Origin of the sequence: Silicimonas lutimaris (genome assembly GCF_047314965.1) — a bacterium.
Classification (GTDB): domain Bacteria; phylum Pseudomonadota; class Alphaproteobacteria; order Rhodobacterales; family Rhodobacteraceae; genus JAVJUV01.
Genome location: NZ_JBLBVK010000058.1, coordinates 294501 through 310149, shown reverse-complemented (window position 1 = coordinate 310149; position 15649 = coordinate 294501). Strand labels below are relative to the sequence as shown.

The window sequence follows — 15649 nt, the reverse complement described above, 5'->3', positions numbered from 1 at the left end:
ATTATAAATCGCGAGACCACCTATCACAAAAAGGGATAGTTCTGTGGCCTCGCGAAATCGTTCAGAACATCAGTTTCGGCAACCATGTCGCAAGGGCCGGAATCCAGAGCACGAGCAACGCGGCGACAAGGATCAAAAGGAAGTATGGCGTCGAACCCTTGAAGATCATCCCCAGCGTCGCTTCCCTGTCGGGGACAGAGCCCTTGACCGTGTAGACCAGCAATCCGAATGGTGGCGTCAACAGCCCCGCTTCGATGACAAGGATGCCGAAGATCGCGAAGGCGATCGGATCGAGGCCGAGCGCCATGGCGATCGGAGCGAAGATCGGCACGGTCAGGAGAATGATCGAGACGCTGTCGACCAGCATCCCGAGGACCAGCCAGACCACGATCATCAGGGTGATGATCTGCCAAGGCTCCAGCCCGGCGCCAAGGAAGAGGTTCTGAATGAAGTTGACCGCACCGCCGATGGCCAGAAGGCGCGAGTACATGGAGGCGGTGATCAGGAGGAACATGATCGGTGCCGTCGTACGGCCGGCCTGGATGATGGCGGCCACGATGTCTGACCAGCGCATGCCCTTGATGACGCCCACCACAAGCGCACCCAGGGCACCAAAGCCCGCGGCCTCGGTGGGTGTGAAGAAGCCCGTCCAGATGCCGCCGATCACCAGCATGATCAGGCCGAGAATGCCGAAGCCTCCGATCAGTTCCGAGCGCAACTCCTGAGGCGTCAGCTCGACCAGGTCTTCCTGGAAGGGCGGCGCGATGTCGGGATTGCGGGCGGCGGCAATGACCACATAGGCGACGAACAGCAATGCCAGAACGATGCCCGGAATGATGCCGGCGATGAACAGTGCGCCGACCGACATCTCCGTCAGGATGGCCCAGACGATCAGCAGGACCGACGGCGGGATCAGCATTCCGAGGCAGGCCGACCCGGCGACCGAGCCAAGCGCGAAGGTCTTGCGGTAGCCGACTTTGACCATCTCGGGATAGGCGATCCGGCTGAAGGCCGCCGCCGAGGCGATGGAGACGCCAGTCACCGCCGCGAAGACCGTGTTGCCGGCAATGGTCGCGATGGCCAGCCGTCCGGGAAGCCGCTTCATCGTCCGGTCACAGATGCGGTAGAGATCGGCCGCCGCCCCTGACCTTGATATGATGTCGCCCATCAGAACGAAGAGAGGGATGACCGCGAAGACATCCTTGCGAACCGCTTCATAGGCGGTGTTTCCGAGGATCGACACGGCGGCCTCGAACGACCCGAGGATCAGGAAGACCCCAAGACCCGAGCAGATCGCAAGCGCAACACCGATGTGGGTGCCAAGAAGGATGAGCAGGACCAGCAGCCCCAGCATCCAGAGAACGATATCGCCACCCATCAGGCTTCTCCGCCGCTGAGATTGGCGCCGGGCGCGGCCTGCTCGTCCTCGAGCCGGCCCGTCCAGTCATAGATGATCATCGACAGGTAGGCGAAAAGCCCGAAGGCGGAAATCACCAGCACCGCGCCGCGCACCGGCCATGTCGGAACCCTGAGGGCGCCCTCGCCCTCGTATTCCCCGATCCGGTAGGCATCCCAGAATGACGGCCAGGTGCTCCAGATCAGACCGAGGAACAGAAGAAGCCCCAGAAGCGCGCCGATTGTGCGAAGAATGCGCCGGATTGGCGCAGGCACCGCATCGGCGAAAATCGTCGTCCGGATCATGGAACCGGAATAGATCGCCATCGGCAATTGCAGGAAGGTGATCGCGACCACCGAGTTCTGGATCAGTTCCTTGGTGCCCGGGATCGGCTGCGACATCAATTGCCGGCCCATGACGTCACCGAAGATCAGCACTGCCAGCGCAAGCGTCCAGAATGCTGAAAATATATGGATGACCCGCGCAAGCTTGACCGCTGCGTTCATGACTCCTCCCCTGTCGCGACGCCCTTGTCGGGCGTTCGTCGTGCCACGCTAACGGAAAGGCCGAAGGGGTCAAGAACGAAATTTAGCAGTCGATAAATAACCGGATGCTTGACCGTATTTCGGTTCTGTGCGCTAGTTAACGAACGATAAATAAGAGCGGTTGAACAACCGTATGCACTGATGAATGCAATGGGAGGAATGCAATGAAGAATGTAGGAAAGGCCCTGCGCGTTGGCTCTGCTGCGCTGGGGCTGGCCGCGATGGGCAGCGCAGCGGCGGCTGACACCTTTACGCTTCGGATTGGCTCGGGCCATCCGAACGGACCGGCTGTCTATGTCGCGGACACTGCGAATTTCTTCGTGCCCGAGGTCAAGCGCCGCGTTGCCGAGGAAACCGAGCACGAGATCGAGTTCGTCGAAGGCTATGGCGGCGCCATCGCCGGCGTAGCCGAAACCCTGGAGGCCGTTCAGAACGGAATTCTGGACATTGGCGCCTACTGCATCTGTTTCGAGCCTGCGAAGTTGTTCCTGCACAACTTCCCGTATTACACGCCGTTCGGCCCACAGGACTCGGACCAGGCGATGGATACGGTGCGCGCAACATATGACGCTGTGCCATGGCTGACCGAGCAGTTCTCGTCCGAATACGGACAGGAGCTTCTGGGCCTGCACGGCTGGGACAACTACCACCTTGGCACGACGGACCCGTGGGATACGGTCGACGACCTGAAAGGCGTTAAGATCGGCGGTGCCGGCCCGAACCTGCCCTGGCTGGAATTCGCCGGCGCGATCCCGGTTCAGTCCACCCTGCCCGACGGCTACCTGTCGCTTCAGACCGGTGTCTACAACGGCTGGCTGATGTTCCCCTCTGCCTATCTGGGCTTCAAGTTCTATGAGCCTTCGCCACACTATACGCTGATCGGCTTCGGCGCGATGGGCGTGAATGCTCTGACGATCAACGAACGCTCCATGGCGAACCTGCCGGAAGACGTTCAGAAAATCATCCGCGAGGTAGGACGGGCCTACGAGGATCAGGCCGGTGCGTCGCTGAACGCCCGCCAGGAATCCGGTCTGAAGGGCCTGGCCGAAGTTGGCGCTCAGATCAAGGAACTGTCGCAGGAGGCTCGCGCCGGATGGGCGCAGTCACTAACCAGCTTCCCGAGCCAGCAGGCCAAGGACGCCGACGGGCGTGGCATGCCCGGCACCGAAGTTCTCAACGCCTATATCAAGGCGGTCGACGACTCCGGCTACGAGTGGCCGGTGCGCTACACGATCGAATGACGGATCACGGGGCGGCCTTCGGGCCGCCCCTCTCGTTTCGGGACTATGCCAATGAAGATCACCGAGCCAACCGTCGACGAAATGCTGGCGCGGACAGCGCGCTTTTCCGAGGTCAAGCCCTCGAAACAGGCCTTCGTCGACACCCGTATCCCCGAGTACCAGAGGGACATCTACAATATCATCGGCCGTGGCGTGACCGAGGACGCAAGCCTTGCCCCCGCGATCACAGACGCACGTTATTTCGGGATCACCTATGTGGGCGCAGAGCCCGGCAAGGGTGCCGCCCTGCACTCCCATGAGACGATCGAGGTCTTTATCCCGCTGACCGGCCGTTGGGCGGCGTACTGGGGAGAGACAGGCGACAAGGAGATCGAGCTCGATCCCTTCGACTGCATCAGCTTTCCTCCTGGCGTCTATCGAGGCTTTCGCAACATCGGCAGCGAACACGCGGTGCTTATGGCGATCATTGGGTCCAAGGAAGCGACGCAGGATGGCGGGCGCGTGGACTGGGCGCCTTCAATCCTTGAAGAAAGCCACAGGACCGGCTTGCGGGTAAACGCGGAAGGCGACCTCGAAGAAAGCGGCTGACGGCTTTCGGATTTGGGACCGGCTCGGCCCCTCCGGACATCTGGCACCCCTGCGTGACGTTTCTCTTCGGAGAGCGAAAAAGAATGTTTCTCATTTAGCAACGATCAAATTGACCTCGATCAAGCCTCTGTTTCTTCACACAATATAACATATCAAAAGTAATATGTAGATCGGCATCCCGCCGATCTCGTCAAGTGTGAATGGAGCAGCAAAATGAAAAACGATCAAAAGATCAAATCCAGCAAGATGCTGGCGACTCTTCTTCTGTGTTCCGGTCTCGTAGGAGCCGGCAGCGCCTTTTCCCAGGAGCTTACCGCGGACGGCAAGGTACGGTGCACGATCGCAACCGCCGAAAACATGTCCTCTGTCAGGGATCTCTGCAACTGTCAGGTGGTAACCCCCGGAATGCTTGGCTATCTGCGCAGGCAGGATGACTTTGGAGAGATCCTTGAGATCACCAACGAGTACTGCCCGGCCTTGGCCGCCCTGCTGATCGACGTATCGGTTGCCGCAACGCCTGTGCCCTCTGTGGCAGAGGACAACGACGGCCGCAAATTTCCCTCTGGTCCCTCGTCCGACGATGACGATGACGATGACGATGACGATGATGGCGACAACGGCAACGGCAACGGAAACGGCGGCGACAATGGCAACGGCGGCGACGACGGCGACGACGACAACAAGGGGCACGGAAACGATCCCGATGGTTGCGACGAAGACAATCCCGGCAAGTCAACCGGCACGCCGCCGGCCTCGTGCGGCCCTGAAGACGACCACGACCGCGGTCACGGCAACGATGCCGATGGAGTTGACGAAGACAACCCCGGCAAATCGAAGTCAAACTGACAGGAAATGTCTTTGAAAATCAGTCCCGCATGCCCCCGGCGTGCGGGACGCCTGTTTCTACAGAAAGAGAGAGATTTCAGCCTCCCGCGGTCACCCTGACCCAAGACCCCGGGGCGTCGGGGTTCTGCATGCGCAGGAACGTGTAGCCAGTCTGGTGCCAGGCTTCGATCCGGGTGTTCAGACTGTCCAGCACGAAGTCGCCCTCGTCCAGTCTCAGGACCAGCACGGCATGAGCACCGACATTCTTGCTGAATACCGTCGCAAGAAGAAGGCGGTCTGCCGGAACCCCTCTCGCGACAAGTTCCTGCTTCTTGAACAGCGCCACATCTTCGCAGTCGCCGCCCCTGCTGGAAGGCAATGTCCAGTAGTCTTCGACGTGGTATTGCGCGATGTCATCCACCGGACGGACCTTTCGGTTGATCCGTCGATTGACCTCGGTCGCAATCGCAATCATCCGCGAGTGGTCGGCAATCTTTCCCCGGGTTCGGCCACAAGCCCAGGCGTAGCGGACGCAGAGGTCCTTGGCCGCCGCTGGCGCGGCAACCACACTTGCGAGAGAGAGATGACGCGCGCCCGATTGCGCAGGAACCGGCGATGTCGTGGTCATCATCAGAAACGCCGTCAGCACCGGAAGCCCGGCCAGGCGGATGCCCAGCGCGCGATCCGGAACCACTGTCCCGACACACGCATTCTTGGTCTTTCTCTTCGCGGTGTCCATGTCCCAGGTCCCATGTCTTGGCCGCAGCAGGCATGTTAGCCAGGAGTCGGCATATGTCCAACCCTGACATGCTGGTTTTCCATAAAACATTCAAAAACTGGCAGAAGTTGGGCGAAGCCGCCGAATGATAACATCAACTGCGCGCCAGAAATTCGCCGACGATCCGGTTGAAGAGATCGGGGCGCTCCATATGCACCGCATGAGCGCAAAGCGGTAGGACGGCCAGATGGCTGTTCGGAATGGCACGCCAGAGCAATTCTATCTGCGACCAGGGATAGGTGCGGTCACCGTCCCCCCAGACGATAAGCGTTTCGGCGGAGATAAGTGCGAGATTGTCCTGCCCGGACCAGTCCCGCATCGCTTCCAGCCCTGCAAGAATTGCGGGTAGCGTGCTTTGCTCGGCGATTTTCGCGCAGGCAGGATAGCCCTGCGAGGCCTCTGACTCGAGGAACCACGTCGCGGAGATACGGCGGGCGGTCGCCGACGCGCCGTCCCTCTTCGCGCGATCCATGGATGTCTCGATCGGCTCGAAGCGTCCGGGCAGAAGGCCTACCGCGCCCGTGCCGTAAAGTATCAGCCGCGCGACACGATGCGGTGCCAACCGGACCATCTCCTGAACGATCATGCCTCCCATCGAGTGGCCCAGCAGGTCGAAGTCTGAAACACCCCGGCGCGCAAGTTCCGCAAGGACCCAGTCGGCGAACCCGGCGATGCTGGCGACAGGCGCCAGATGCGCGTTCTTGCCGAAGCCCGGCAAATCCACCGCGATCAGATCGCGCCCCTTTGCCAGAGGTTTCTGAAGCGCCCACTGGTCGCTACCGCCCATGAAGCCGTGGACCAGGACCAGAGGTTTCACCGACGCCCGCCCTGAACGATGCGATCGAGGATCATGGCGCAGAACAGGATCGAGAATCCGGCCAGGATTCCCTGCCCCACGTTGGCGTATTGCAGGGCTTCGAGCACATCCTCACCCAACCCCTTTGCGCCGATCAGCGAGGCGACGACAACCATCGCAAGGGACAGCATGATGGTCTGGTTGATGCCCGCCCGGATCGATGGGCTGGCCAGCGGCAGGTCGACCTTGGTCAGGAGATACCACTTGTTCGCCCCGAAGCTGATGGCGGCTTCTCGCACGCTTTCGGGCACGCCGCGAAGGCCGAGAACGGTCAGGCGCACGACGGGCGTCCCGCCGAAGATCATGGTGGTGACCACAGCGGCCGGTTTGCCGGTACCGAAGAAGGCGATCACCGGGATCATGAAAACGAAGGCCGGCATGGTCTGCATGAAGTCCATGATCGGTTGTATCGCAGCATAAAAGCGGGGACGGCGGGCGGCGAACATGCCAAGCGGGATGCCGATCAGGATCGAGAGACAGGCCGCCGTGCCCAGAAGCGCCAGCGTCGTCATGGCTTTTTCCCAGAAGCCGAGCAGGCCCATATAGGCCAGGAATGCGCCAGAATAGATCGCCATGCGCACGCCTGCGGTGAGCCAGGTCAGGAGAATGATCAGCGAAGCGATCACGATCCAGGGCGTCGAGACGAAAACCAGTTCCAGCGCATCCAGCACCAGCCGGATGAAATAGGTGATCGCGTCGAACAGCGCCTCGCCATTCAGCACCGCCCAGTTGAAGAACGCCTCGACCCAGTCGATGCTGACAAGCCGGATGTCGGGATCCGTCGGGAAAGCGCTCAGGAGGTCGAACCGGCCGGGGAAACTGTAGTGGAGCATCGCCGCGGCGACGATCAACCCCATGAACACGGCGCTGAACACGATCTGCGACACCGGCATTCCAGACCGGACCGAGCGGTCGGACAGCCAGTCCGAAAACCGCGCCTCCAGCGCCCAGTTCGCCACGATGGCCTGCACCGCCTTGGCCAGCAGGAGAATCCCCAGTCCCGTCAGCGCAATCGTCGGTCCCTCGGCGGCGAGGGCCTCGGCCTCGGCACGGATGCCGCCGATATTGGCCTCCAGACCATCGACGGCACGCTGGAACGCCTCCACCCTATCCGAGCCGCTTTCTATGGCGGCCGCAAGCTGCTGGCGCCGCAACTCAAGCGTTCCCTCGATCGACTCGATCCGCGCCATGGCATCGGCAGCCAGATCACCAAACAGGCCGCGAGCAATCTGGACGAGCGCGAGGGCCTCGAAGATCAGAAACGGCAGAGCCCAGGACCACAAACCGCGCGCCCCGAACCAAACCGGTCCAAGAAGACCTGCGATCAGGTTGAACGTGGGTGTGAAGCGGGACGAGGCGCCGATCCTGTCGAAATTCCGGATGTAGTAGTCTGGGTTCGTCTGAACGAAGGCGCGGATATTCTCGCGGCGTTCCTCGGCATAGGCGCGGGCGGCCTCGCTGTCGGTATCTTCAAGCGGGTTCACGTTCTCGTCTCTCATGAGACCTCCGTTCCCTCGATGACTGTGCGCAGCAGATCGGCGCGGGTGATGATGCCGACATCGTTTCCGTTGTCGCAGACCAGGATCGGGTTGTCGTCGTCGATGGCCATCGTGATCAGGTTGCTGAGCGTCTCGTCGCCTGTCACTCGGGGCGCGTCGGCGGGAAGCGGACCCTGCGTCGACAGGTAGGCCTCTATTGGCCGCATCACGGCATGGGCATGCACGACTTTCAGGCGCGAGATCCCCGCCACGAAGTCGGCGACATAATCGTCGGCGGGATGCATGACGATATCTTCGGCAGTGCCGACCTGAACCATCTTCCCGTCCCGCATGATCGCGATGCGGTCGCCGATGCGCACGGCCTCGTCGAGGTCATGGGTGATGAAGACGGTTGTCTTCTTGAGGATCTTGGACAGACGGATGAATTCGTCCTGCAATTGCCGCCGGATCAGCGGGTCAAGCGCGGAGAAGGGCTCGTCCATCAGGAGAACGTCCGGGTTGGCGGCCAGCGCACGTGCAAGGCCCACCCGCTGCTGCATGCCGCCCGACAGTTCATGCGCGAATTTCGAGCCCCATGCGCCCAGTTCGACGATATCCAGAATGGCCGCGGCCTGGCGCATGCGTTCGTTCTTGGCGACCTGCCGGATTTCCAACGGCATCGCCACGTTGTCCAGCACGGATCGATGCGGCATCAGTGCAAAGTTCTGGAACACCATGCCGATCTTCCGGTTGCGGAAGCGCTGAAGCTCCTTCGGGCCCAGCGCCATTACATCGGTGCCTTCGATTTCGATTTTTCCGTCAGTGGGTTCCAGCAACCGATTGAAGTGACGCACGAGCGTGGACTTGCCACTGCCGGACAGCCCCATGATGCAGAAAATCTCGCCCCGGTTCACGGAAAGGCTGACATCGGCGACACCGACGACGGCGTTGTATTCGGCCAGAACCTCGGCCTTGCTCAGGCCTCTTTCGCGGATCGCCTTCAGCGCCTGTTCTGGGCGCGCGCCGAAGATCTTCCAGACATTCGAGATCTCTATGACGGTATCGTCGTGCATGAGCGTCCTGTCCTGGCTGCAGTTCGCAAGGCAGCACCGTTCCGACCGGCGCTGCCCCGCAGTTTACGACGTGCCGATCAGAGGCCCAGCATCGCGTCGACGCGGTCCGAATTCGCCTCGACCCATTCCTTGGCGACTTCCGCAGGATCGCGGCCGTTGGCGCTGATCTCGAAGGCAAGGGCCGACACATCGTCTGCCGTCAGGGCGAAGTTCTGGAAGAACTCTGCGATGGCGGGCGAGCGTTCAACCAGCGAATTCGACCATGCGATCTGAACCTGCTTGAGGTCGTCTTTCGTGGCGACCATGGACTTGTTGTACCAGTCGGCATCATCCGACGGCTGCACCATGATGTACTTGGCCGGGTCATAGGTCGGTTCCGTCAGCATCATGACATCGAACATGTACCACACTGCGTGGGGAGTGTAGCAGTAGAAGGCATAGCCTTCGCCCTTGGCGATCGAGTCCTTGATGCGCGCGGTCTTGACCGCTTCTTCGGCACGGATCGGCTCGATGAAGTCGAGAAGGCCGTAATCCCGCACCTTTACCTCGTTCACGTTCGCAGAAGCCCAGCCCGGAGCGCCGATCCACATCTCGCCCTTGCCATTGCCGTCGCTGTCCATCAACGCGGCCACGTCCGGACGGCCAAGATCGGCGATGTCGGTGATGTTGTTGGCCGTGCCGAAGTCCTTCGATACGCAGAAGCCCTGGTTGCCCTCATAGGGGTTGGACGAAAGCGTGACGGTTCCCTTGCCGTCCACGTATTCCTTGGTGAAGCTCTCCTGGTTCGGAAGCCAGACATCGGGGTGCACGTCGATGTCGCCTTTGCCCTGGTCCATTGCCTGGAAGATCGTGGCGTTGTTGCCGGGCACATATTCGACAGTGCCGCCAATGCGGGAGGTCACGACCTCGCCCAGCACATGGGCGATGGCCTGAGCGCCGGTCCATGACGGCACGCCGATCGCGACTTCCTCGGCTGCGAGCGCGGGCAGCGCGAACACGCTGACGGCGGTCGCGAGGCCCAGTGTCTGCAGTTTGGTTTTCATCTTCTTCTCCTCTGTTGGTATGCGCCTTTTCCGGCGTCAGTTCAGCGATGCGAGCAATTGCTCCTGATATGCGAAAAGTGCTGTCGCGCCGCCCGTATGCAGGAACAGCACGTTGTCGGTAGGCTTGAAGAAACCCAGACGGATCATGCCGATCAATCCAGCCATGCCCTTCGCGGAATAGACGGGGTCCAGCAAAATGCCTTCCTGCCGCGCAAGGAGGCGGATCGCCTCCATCGTGGACTCTGCCGGAATCCCGTAGCCCTCGCCCACATAGCCGTCATCGACAAGGATCCGGCTGAGCGGCACCCCTTCGGCGCCAAGCTTTTCGAGGGTTCTCTGGGTCAGACCGTGGACCGCGTTCATCTGGCGCTCGCGCGGCTGGCGAACGCTGACGCCCATGACGGGCAGTGTGTGACCGATGGCCTGGAAGCCGGCGACAAGGCCCGCCTGTGTCCCCGTGCTGCCGGTTGCCATGACAAGCCAGTCGAACCCCTGCCCTGTCTCACGGGTGTGGTCGGCAATCTCCTGCGCGCAATTGGCATAACCCAGTGCGCCGGTCGGATTGGACCCGCCGCCGGGGATGAAATAGGGCCGGTTGCCCTGTGCCCGCATAGCCTCGGCCACCGCCTCAGCCTCGGCGTTCATGTCAAGGCCGGAAGGCCGGAACTCGTAGGTCGCGCCAAAGAGGTTGTCGAGAAGGACGTTGCCGGTTTCCTCGTAGGAGGTGTCGCGATCCGGCACCCGGCGCTCCAGCAGGACATGACATTTCATGCCGACCTTGCAGGCCGCCGCTGCCGTCTGGCGCACGTGATTCGACTGAACCGCGCCCTGCGTTATCAGCATATCGGCCTTTTCGAGCATCGCCTCGCCGACGAGGAATTCGAGCTTGCGGGTCTTGTTTCCGCCCATCGCCAGACCGGTACAGTCATCGCGCTTGATGAACAGCCGGGGACCGCCCAGCAGCTCGCTCAGTCGCGGCATGGCCTCGATCGGCGTTGGCTGGTGGCACAGTTCCGTTCGCGGGAAACGGTCGAAATCAATTCTCGCGCTCTCACGCGGCAACGTATCTGTGTCGGCCATGGTGCATCCTGATTGGTAACTCGTCGGCTCAAGAGTGCTGCAGGATCCCATAGCGATCCAATGTTATGTTTCTATGGCATTATGCAAATTTTGCATTATTCTGGCGCGAATGGACATTCTCTTGTTTCGCGACCTCGAACGGCTTCGGCAGACTGGCAACTTCTCGCAAGCGGCCGCGCTGGGAAATCTCAGCCAGCCGGCGTTCAGCAGGCGCATAAAATCGCTCGAGGCATGGGTCGGCGTGACCCTGGTCAACCGCTCGCGCCAGCCCGTCGCTCTGACCGAGGCTGGCGAACAGATGCTGGAGGCTGGCCTTCAGGCTTTGACGCGGATCGAGCAGGAACGCAGCCAGATACTGGAAGTCCAATCCTTGCCCGACAAATACGTCGTTACCTTCGGAGCGCAGCATTCGATCGGATGGCGTTTTTATCCGGCATGGCTGCAGGCCCTGGAGGAAGCCTATGGCCCGATCCTGTCACGTCTCAGGGCCGACGATCTGCCCAACTGCATGCGCGATCTGAAGAACGGCGATGTGGACTTCGTGATCGCTTATGAACGCGCGGACACCCTGCCGGCACGCTCCGCCGACTCGATCATGATCGGTCAGGACCAGCTTGTGCCGGTCTGCAAACCGGCAGCCGATGGGTCTCCGCTGTTCGGATTCGACAGCCGCGAAGTGACAATGCCCTATCTTCGCTTCGGGAAAACGGCGCCCATCGGGGCGCATCTGGAGCCGCTGTTTGCCCAGCACCGGATTTCAGAGCGCCTGCGCACCGTTTACGAGAACTCGATGGCCGGCGCCTTGCGCATACGGGCACGGGCTGGTGACGGAGTTGCCTGGCTTCCCAAGAGCCTTGTCCTGCCCGATCTCGAAAGCGGCCTTCTGGTTTCCACGGGCGAGCCTGACTGGGTCGTCGACCTGACGATCCGGCTGTTCCGGAACAAGGAGCGTTCGAACCGGGTGACTCGCTCGCTCTGGTCCTTCCTCGAGGTTCGCCAGTCCGTTTCGCTCGTCGCGACGCCCTGAAACAAAACCGGTCCAAGGCGTCGCGGCGTTCCGCGCTTCAGACCTTGCCCAGCGCCTTCAGCACTCGCTCGGGCGTCATCGGCATCTGCCATATAGAGGAACCAAGCGGGCGGATCGCGTCGTTCACTGCGTTCATCAGGGCCGCCGGCGCACCGCCGGTGCCCGCCTCGCCCGCGCCCTTGGCGCCAAGAACCGAGGTTTTCGTGGGCGTCTCGACATGGGCAACGGTGATTTCGGGGGTCTCGACGGCCATCGGAACGAGGTAATCGGCCATGGTCGTGTTCAACATGGTGCCGTCCTCGCTGTAGAGGCACTCCTCATAAAGAGCGCCGCCAAGTCCCTGCACCACGCCACCGCGCACCTGTTCATCCACGAGCATCGGGTTGATCACGCGTCCGCAGTCCTCGACCGCCCAGAAATGCAGCACCTTGATCAGTCCGGTATCCGTGTCGACCTCCACATGAGCCGCCATCGCCCCATTGGTGAACACGAAGGGAAAGTCGGTGACACGGTAGTGCCGCGTGGCGATCAGTTCGGGCTTCAGATCCGCTGGCAATTCATTGCCCCGGTAGTAGACCGTGCGCGCCAGGTCGGAGAGCGTCATGCGTTCGGACCCGGTATCCGCATCGACGACCGCTCCGTTCCGGATGTCGAGCGCGGATGGCGTTGACTGAAGCATCACCGCCGCCACGTCCAGAACCTGGCTCTTCAGCTGCAGCGCGCCCTGAAGCATCGCCTCGCCTCCGATACCGGCGCCCCGCGACGCCCAAGTGCCACCACCGTATGGCGTATGGTCGGTGTCGCCCGTGGTGACCTTGACCCGATCCGTCGAGATACCGAAGGCGTCTGCCGCGATCTGGACGAGGATCGCGTTCGTACCCTGCCCCTGCTCGGTCACCGAAGACGCAATTCGCAGCCCGCCGCCGGCATCCAGCCTTAGAGTAGCGCCATCCTGACTTGCGATCGGCGCACCGCCGACGCCGTAGAACATCGGGGACGGGTTGGTAACCTCGACCATCGAGACGAAACCGATTCCGCGATAAATGCCCTTCTTGCGCAGGTCAGCCTGCTCGGACCTCAGCTTGTCGTACTCCATGATTTCCACCAGCGTTTCCAACGCCTTATGGTGTGAAAGATCGTCCAGCTTCATGCCGCTGGCCGAGGCGCGCGGGTAGCTGTCGTCCTTCATGAGGTTCCGCCTGCGGATCTCGACCGGGTCCATCCCGATGGCGGCCGCAGCGTCTTCCAGCAACCCGTCACAGATCGCCATCGCGATCGGATGCCCGACCGCGCGATACTGGCACATCATGTTCTTGTTCTGGAACACGACCTTGGCATTGGCCCGGTAGTTCTCCAGATCATAGGACGCGCCGGTCAGGTTCAGAACCTGGTTCGCCTCGATCGCCGACGTGCGCGGATACATCGAAAACGGCCCGATCCCTGTCAGGTCATCGAACGCCAGTGCCGCGATCTTGCCGTCCTTGTCGACCGCCATGCGCCCCTTGACCACGTGGTCGCGGGCATGGATGTCGGAGACGAAGCTCTCGAACCGGTCCGCAGCAAACTTCACCGGCCTTTCCAGCAACTTGGCCGCCGCTCCTACGGCTATTTCGTCACCGTAGGTGTGCACCTTGATGCCGAACGCGCCGCCCACATCCTTGGCGATGACGCGCACGTTTTCCTCCGGCAGCCCCAGATGCTTGGCCAGGATGAACTGCATCATGTGAGGCGCCTGACCCGAGTAGTGGAAGGTCAGCTGTTCTTCGGAAGGGTCATAATCCATAACAGCCGCGCGCGGCTCCAGGGTGACGCCCGTGTGGCGGCCGAACCGGATTTCGCGCTCGACCACCGTGACGTCGTCGCGCGCAAAGGCCTTCTTGACGTCGCCCACGTCGACGGTGCGCTCCCAGGCCAGGTTCGACCCGAACTCCTTGTGGATGAGAACCTCGCCCGGATCGAGCGCTTTCTCGGCGTCGACCGCTGCGGGCAAGGGTTCCAGATCCGCCTCGATCAGTTCCACGGCATCTTCCGCGGCGGCGCGGGACTGCGCCACGACCATCGCGATGGGTTCTCCCTGCCAGCGGGCGCGACCCACGGCCATCGGCATCTGCGGCGCACTGCGCAATCCTGCCAGATGGCTCAACACGCCGACGTAAGGCTCTACGACACCAATAAAATCTTCACCGGTGTATATCGCGACGACGCCCGGAACCTTCCTGGCTTCGCTCAGGTCGAACCCCTTGATCTCGGCATGGGCATAGGGCGAACGAAGGAAGGCCGCGTGGACCATGCGAGGCAACTGAAGGTCGTCGACGAATTGCCCCCGGCCCTCCAGCAGGCGCTTGGAATCCGGGCGCGGCACAGACTTGCCGATATAGGAATTCGGCCGGTCGTATTCGAACAGTCCACTCATGCCCTGCCTCCTTCGATCACGTCTGCGATCGCCTCGACGATCGCCTGGTAGCCGGTGCACCGGCAGTAGTTCCCGGAAATATGCTCACGGATCGCGGCGCGGTCGGCAGTGCCGCCCGCCTCGATGTACTCGAGAGCGCTGGCCAGCATCCCGGGCGTGCAATAGCCGCATTGCAGCGCGTTGCGGTTCGAGAATGCTTCGCGCAACCCCGCGGCACGGTCACCGAAGCCCTCGATCGTTGTGACACTTGCGCCGTCGGCCTGAACGGCCAGCATCAGACAGCCGCGCACGGCCTGGCCGTCCACTTCGATGGTGCAGGCTCCGCAGACCCCATGCTCACACCCCACGTGGCTGCCCGTCAGTCCAGCCTCGGTCCGAATGAAATCGACAAGGTTCAGACGCACCGGAACGTCGCGCGTGATCGCCTCGCCGTTGATCGTCATCGTGATGTTCATCGTATCGCTCATGCCAATGCCTCCGCGACGGCGCGGCGCAGGGCAACGCCGGCCAGGTGTCTCTTGGTCGCCTCGTCACCGTTCAGATCGCCCGATACCGCCAGGTCGGACAACGCGGCGACGGCGGCGTCGATCCCGGACAGGTCGGCGCCCAGCGCCTCTTCGGCGCCCGGGCAGCGCATCGCGCCATCGCCAACGGCGAAGAAGGCGACCCGGACCGCGCCACCCGCAGCGGCGACCACTGCGCCGGCCATGGCGTAGTCCCCGTGGCGGCGCACGATCTCGTTGAAGCCGAACCGGTCTGCCGGTCCGGCCGCGGGAAACGAAACTCCGGCCACCAGTTCGCCCGTGTCGAGCGCGGTGTCATAAGCTCCAAGGAAGTAATCGTCTGCTGCCACGTCGCGGTGTCCAGCCTTCGAGACGAGGTGCAGCGTCGCGCCCAATGCCAGCGCGACAGCCGGCAGTTCGGCGGCGGGATCGGCCAGCGCCATGCTCCCTCCGATGGTTCCCCGGTTGCGGATCGCGGCATGGGCGATGTGCGGCAGCGCAGCGGCGACGAGCGGCAAACGCGTTGCCACGACGTCCGATGCGGCCAGATCGCGGTATCGGGTCATTGCACCGATCCGTACCGTGCCGCCAATCTCTTCGATGCCGGAAAGCCCCGGAACCCGATTCAGGTCGACCAGAACGCCCGGCCGCGCGACACGGAAATTCATCATGGGCATCAGGCTTTGTCCCCCGGCCAGCGCCATGGGCTCGGCCGCGTCATCGGCCATCAGTGCAAGTGCTTCGTCGAGCGTCTCCGGACGCGCGTAACTGAAACGTGATGCTTTCACGCTGATCCTCCCCTT

The 15649-nt window shown here is 62.1% G+C and carries 15 protein-coding genes; 4 read left to right on the top strand and 11 right to left on the bottom strand.

Annotated elements, in window-relative coordinates:
* Positions 1 to 61: 61 nt before the first annotated feature.
* Both ACKLNI_RS21140 and ACKLNI_RS21135 read right to left on the bottom strand, forming a co-directional pair.
* On the bottom strand, positions 62 to 1378 hold the full coding sequence (locus ACKLNI_RS21140; protein WP_413721091.1) for a TRAP transporter large permease: 1317 nt from the start codon (positions 1376 to 1378) through the stop codon (positions 62 to 64).
* A complete protein-coding gene (locus ACKLNI_RS21135; RefSeq protein ID WP_413721090.1) occupies positions 1378 to 1902 on the bottom strand; it encodes a TRAP transporter small permease in 525 nt (174 codons plus the stop codon). Before ACKLNI_RS21135 ends, ACKLNI_RS21140 begins: the two co-directional genes overlap by 1 nt.
* A gap of 203 nt (positions 1903 to 2105) precedes the next feature.
* Between ACKLNI_RS21135 and ACKLNI_RS21130 the strand changes: the two genes are divergently transcribed.
* The 3 genes from ACKLNI_RS21130 to ACKLNI_RS21120 all read left to right on the top strand — a co-directional run bounded on the left by ACKLNI_RS21130 (position 2106) and on the right by ACKLNI_RS21120 (position 4616).
* Positions 2106 to 3182, top strand: coding sequence for a C4-dicarboxylate TRAP transporter substrate-binding protein (locus ACKLNI_RS21130; RefSeq protein WP_413721089.1), 1077 nt, complete (start codon positions 2106 to 2108; stop codon positions 3180 to 3182).
* Between the two features lie 51 nt (positions 3183 to 3233).
* On the top strand, positions 3234 to 3770 hold the full coding sequence (locus ACKLNI_RS21125) for a cupin domain-containing protein (RefSeq protein ID WP_413721088.1): 537 nt from the start codon (positions 3234 to 3236) through the stop codon (positions 3768 to 3770).
* 213 nt (positions 3771 to 3983) lie between these two features.
* Positions 3984 to 4616 (top strand): hypothetical protein, encoded by a 633-nt coding sequence (locus tag ACKLNI_RS21120; RefSeq protein ID WP_413721087.1) that lies wholly within the window; start codon positions 3984 to 3986, stop codon positions 4614 to 4616.
* Positions 4617 to 4692: 76 nt separating this feature from the next.
* Here ACKLNI_RS21120 and ACKLNI_RS21115 read toward each other — a convergent pair whose 3' ends face one another.
* The 6 genes from ACKLNI_RS21115 to cuyA form a co-directional block, all read right to left on the bottom strand.
* The gene (locus tag ACKLNI_RS21115; protein WP_413721086.1) at positions 4693 to 5334 is read right to left on the bottom strand and encodes a transglutaminase-like cysteine peptidase; all 642 of its coding nucleotides are present in this window, start codon (positions 5332 to 5334) and stop codon (positions 4693 to 4695) included.
* A 133-nt stretch (positions 5335 to 5467) separates the two neighbouring features.
* Positions 5468 to 6190, bottom strand: a complete 723-nt coding sequence (locus ACKLNI_RS21110) for an alpha/beta fold hydrolase (protein WP_413721085.1) — start codon at positions 6188 to 6190, stop codon at positions 5468 to 5470.
* Entirely contained in the window at positions 6187 to 7728 is a 1542-nt protein-coding gene (locus tag ACKLNI_RS21105) for an ABC transporter permease (RefSeq protein WP_413721084.1), read from the bottom strand. The genes ACKLNI_RS21110 and ACKLNI_RS21105 overlap by 4 nt, the downstream gene beginning before the upstream one ends.
* Positions 7725 to 8780, bottom strand: coding sequence for a quaternary amine ABC transporter ATP-binding protein (locus ACKLNI_RS21100; protein WP_413721083.1), 1056 nt, complete (start codon positions 8778 to 8780; stop codon positions 7725 to 7727). Before ACKLNI_RS21100 ends, ACKLNI_RS21105 begins: the two co-directional genes overlap by 4 nt.
* Before the next feature lie 77 nt (positions 8781 to 8857).
* A complete protein-coding gene (locus ACKLNI_RS21095; protein ID WP_413721082.1) occupies positions 8858 to 9823 on the bottom strand; it encodes an ABC transporter substrate-binding protein in 966 nt (321 codons plus the stop codon).
* A gap of 36 nt (positions 9824 to 9859) precedes the next feature.
* Positions 9860 to 10864 carry a D-cysteate sulfo-lyase gene (gene cuyA / locus ACKLNI_RS21090; RefSeq protein WP_488199647.1) on the bottom strand — a complete coding sequence of 335 codons (1005 nt, stop codon included), beginning with the start codon at positions 10862 to 10864 and terminating at the stop codon, positions 9860 to 9862.
* Between the two features lie 148 nt (positions 10865 to 11012).
* Between cuyA and ACKLNI_RS21085 the strand changes: the two genes are divergently transcribed.
* Entirely contained in the window at positions 11013 to 11930 is a 918-nt protein-coding gene (locus tag ACKLNI_RS21085; RefSeq protein ID WP_413721080.1) for a LysR family transcriptional regulator, read from the top strand.
* Positions 11931 to 11967: 37 nt separating this feature from the next.
* Here ACKLNI_RS21085 and ACKLNI_RS21080 read toward each other — a convergent pair whose 3' ends face one another.
* Genes ACKLNI_RS21080 through ACKLNI_RS21070 form a run of 3 tightly spaced genes read right to left on the bottom strand, consistent with a single transcriptional unit; the run spans position 11968 to position 15634 of the window.
* Entirely contained in the window at positions 11968 to 14343 is a 2376-nt protein-coding gene (locus tag ACKLNI_RS21080) for a xanthine dehydrogenase family protein molybdopterin-binding subunit (protein ID WP_413721079.1), read from the bottom strand.
* The gene (locus tag ACKLNI_RS21075; RefSeq protein WP_413721078.1) at positions 14340 to 14810 is read right to left on the bottom strand and encodes a (2Fe-2S)-binding protein; all 471 of its coding nucleotides are present in this window, start codon (positions 14808 to 14810) and stop codon (positions 14340 to 14342) included. The genes ACKLNI_RS21080 and ACKLNI_RS21075 overlap by 4 nt, the downstream gene beginning before the upstream one ends.
* Positions 14807 to 15634 (bottom strand): FAD binding domain-containing protein, encoded by an 828-nt coding sequence (locus tag ACKLNI_RS21070; protein WP_413721077.1) that lies wholly within the window; start codon positions 15632 to 15634, stop codon positions 14807 to 14809. Before ACKLNI_RS21070 ends, ACKLNI_RS21075 begins: the two co-directional genes overlap by 4 nt.
* Positions 15635 to 15649 lie beyond the last annotated feature (15 nt).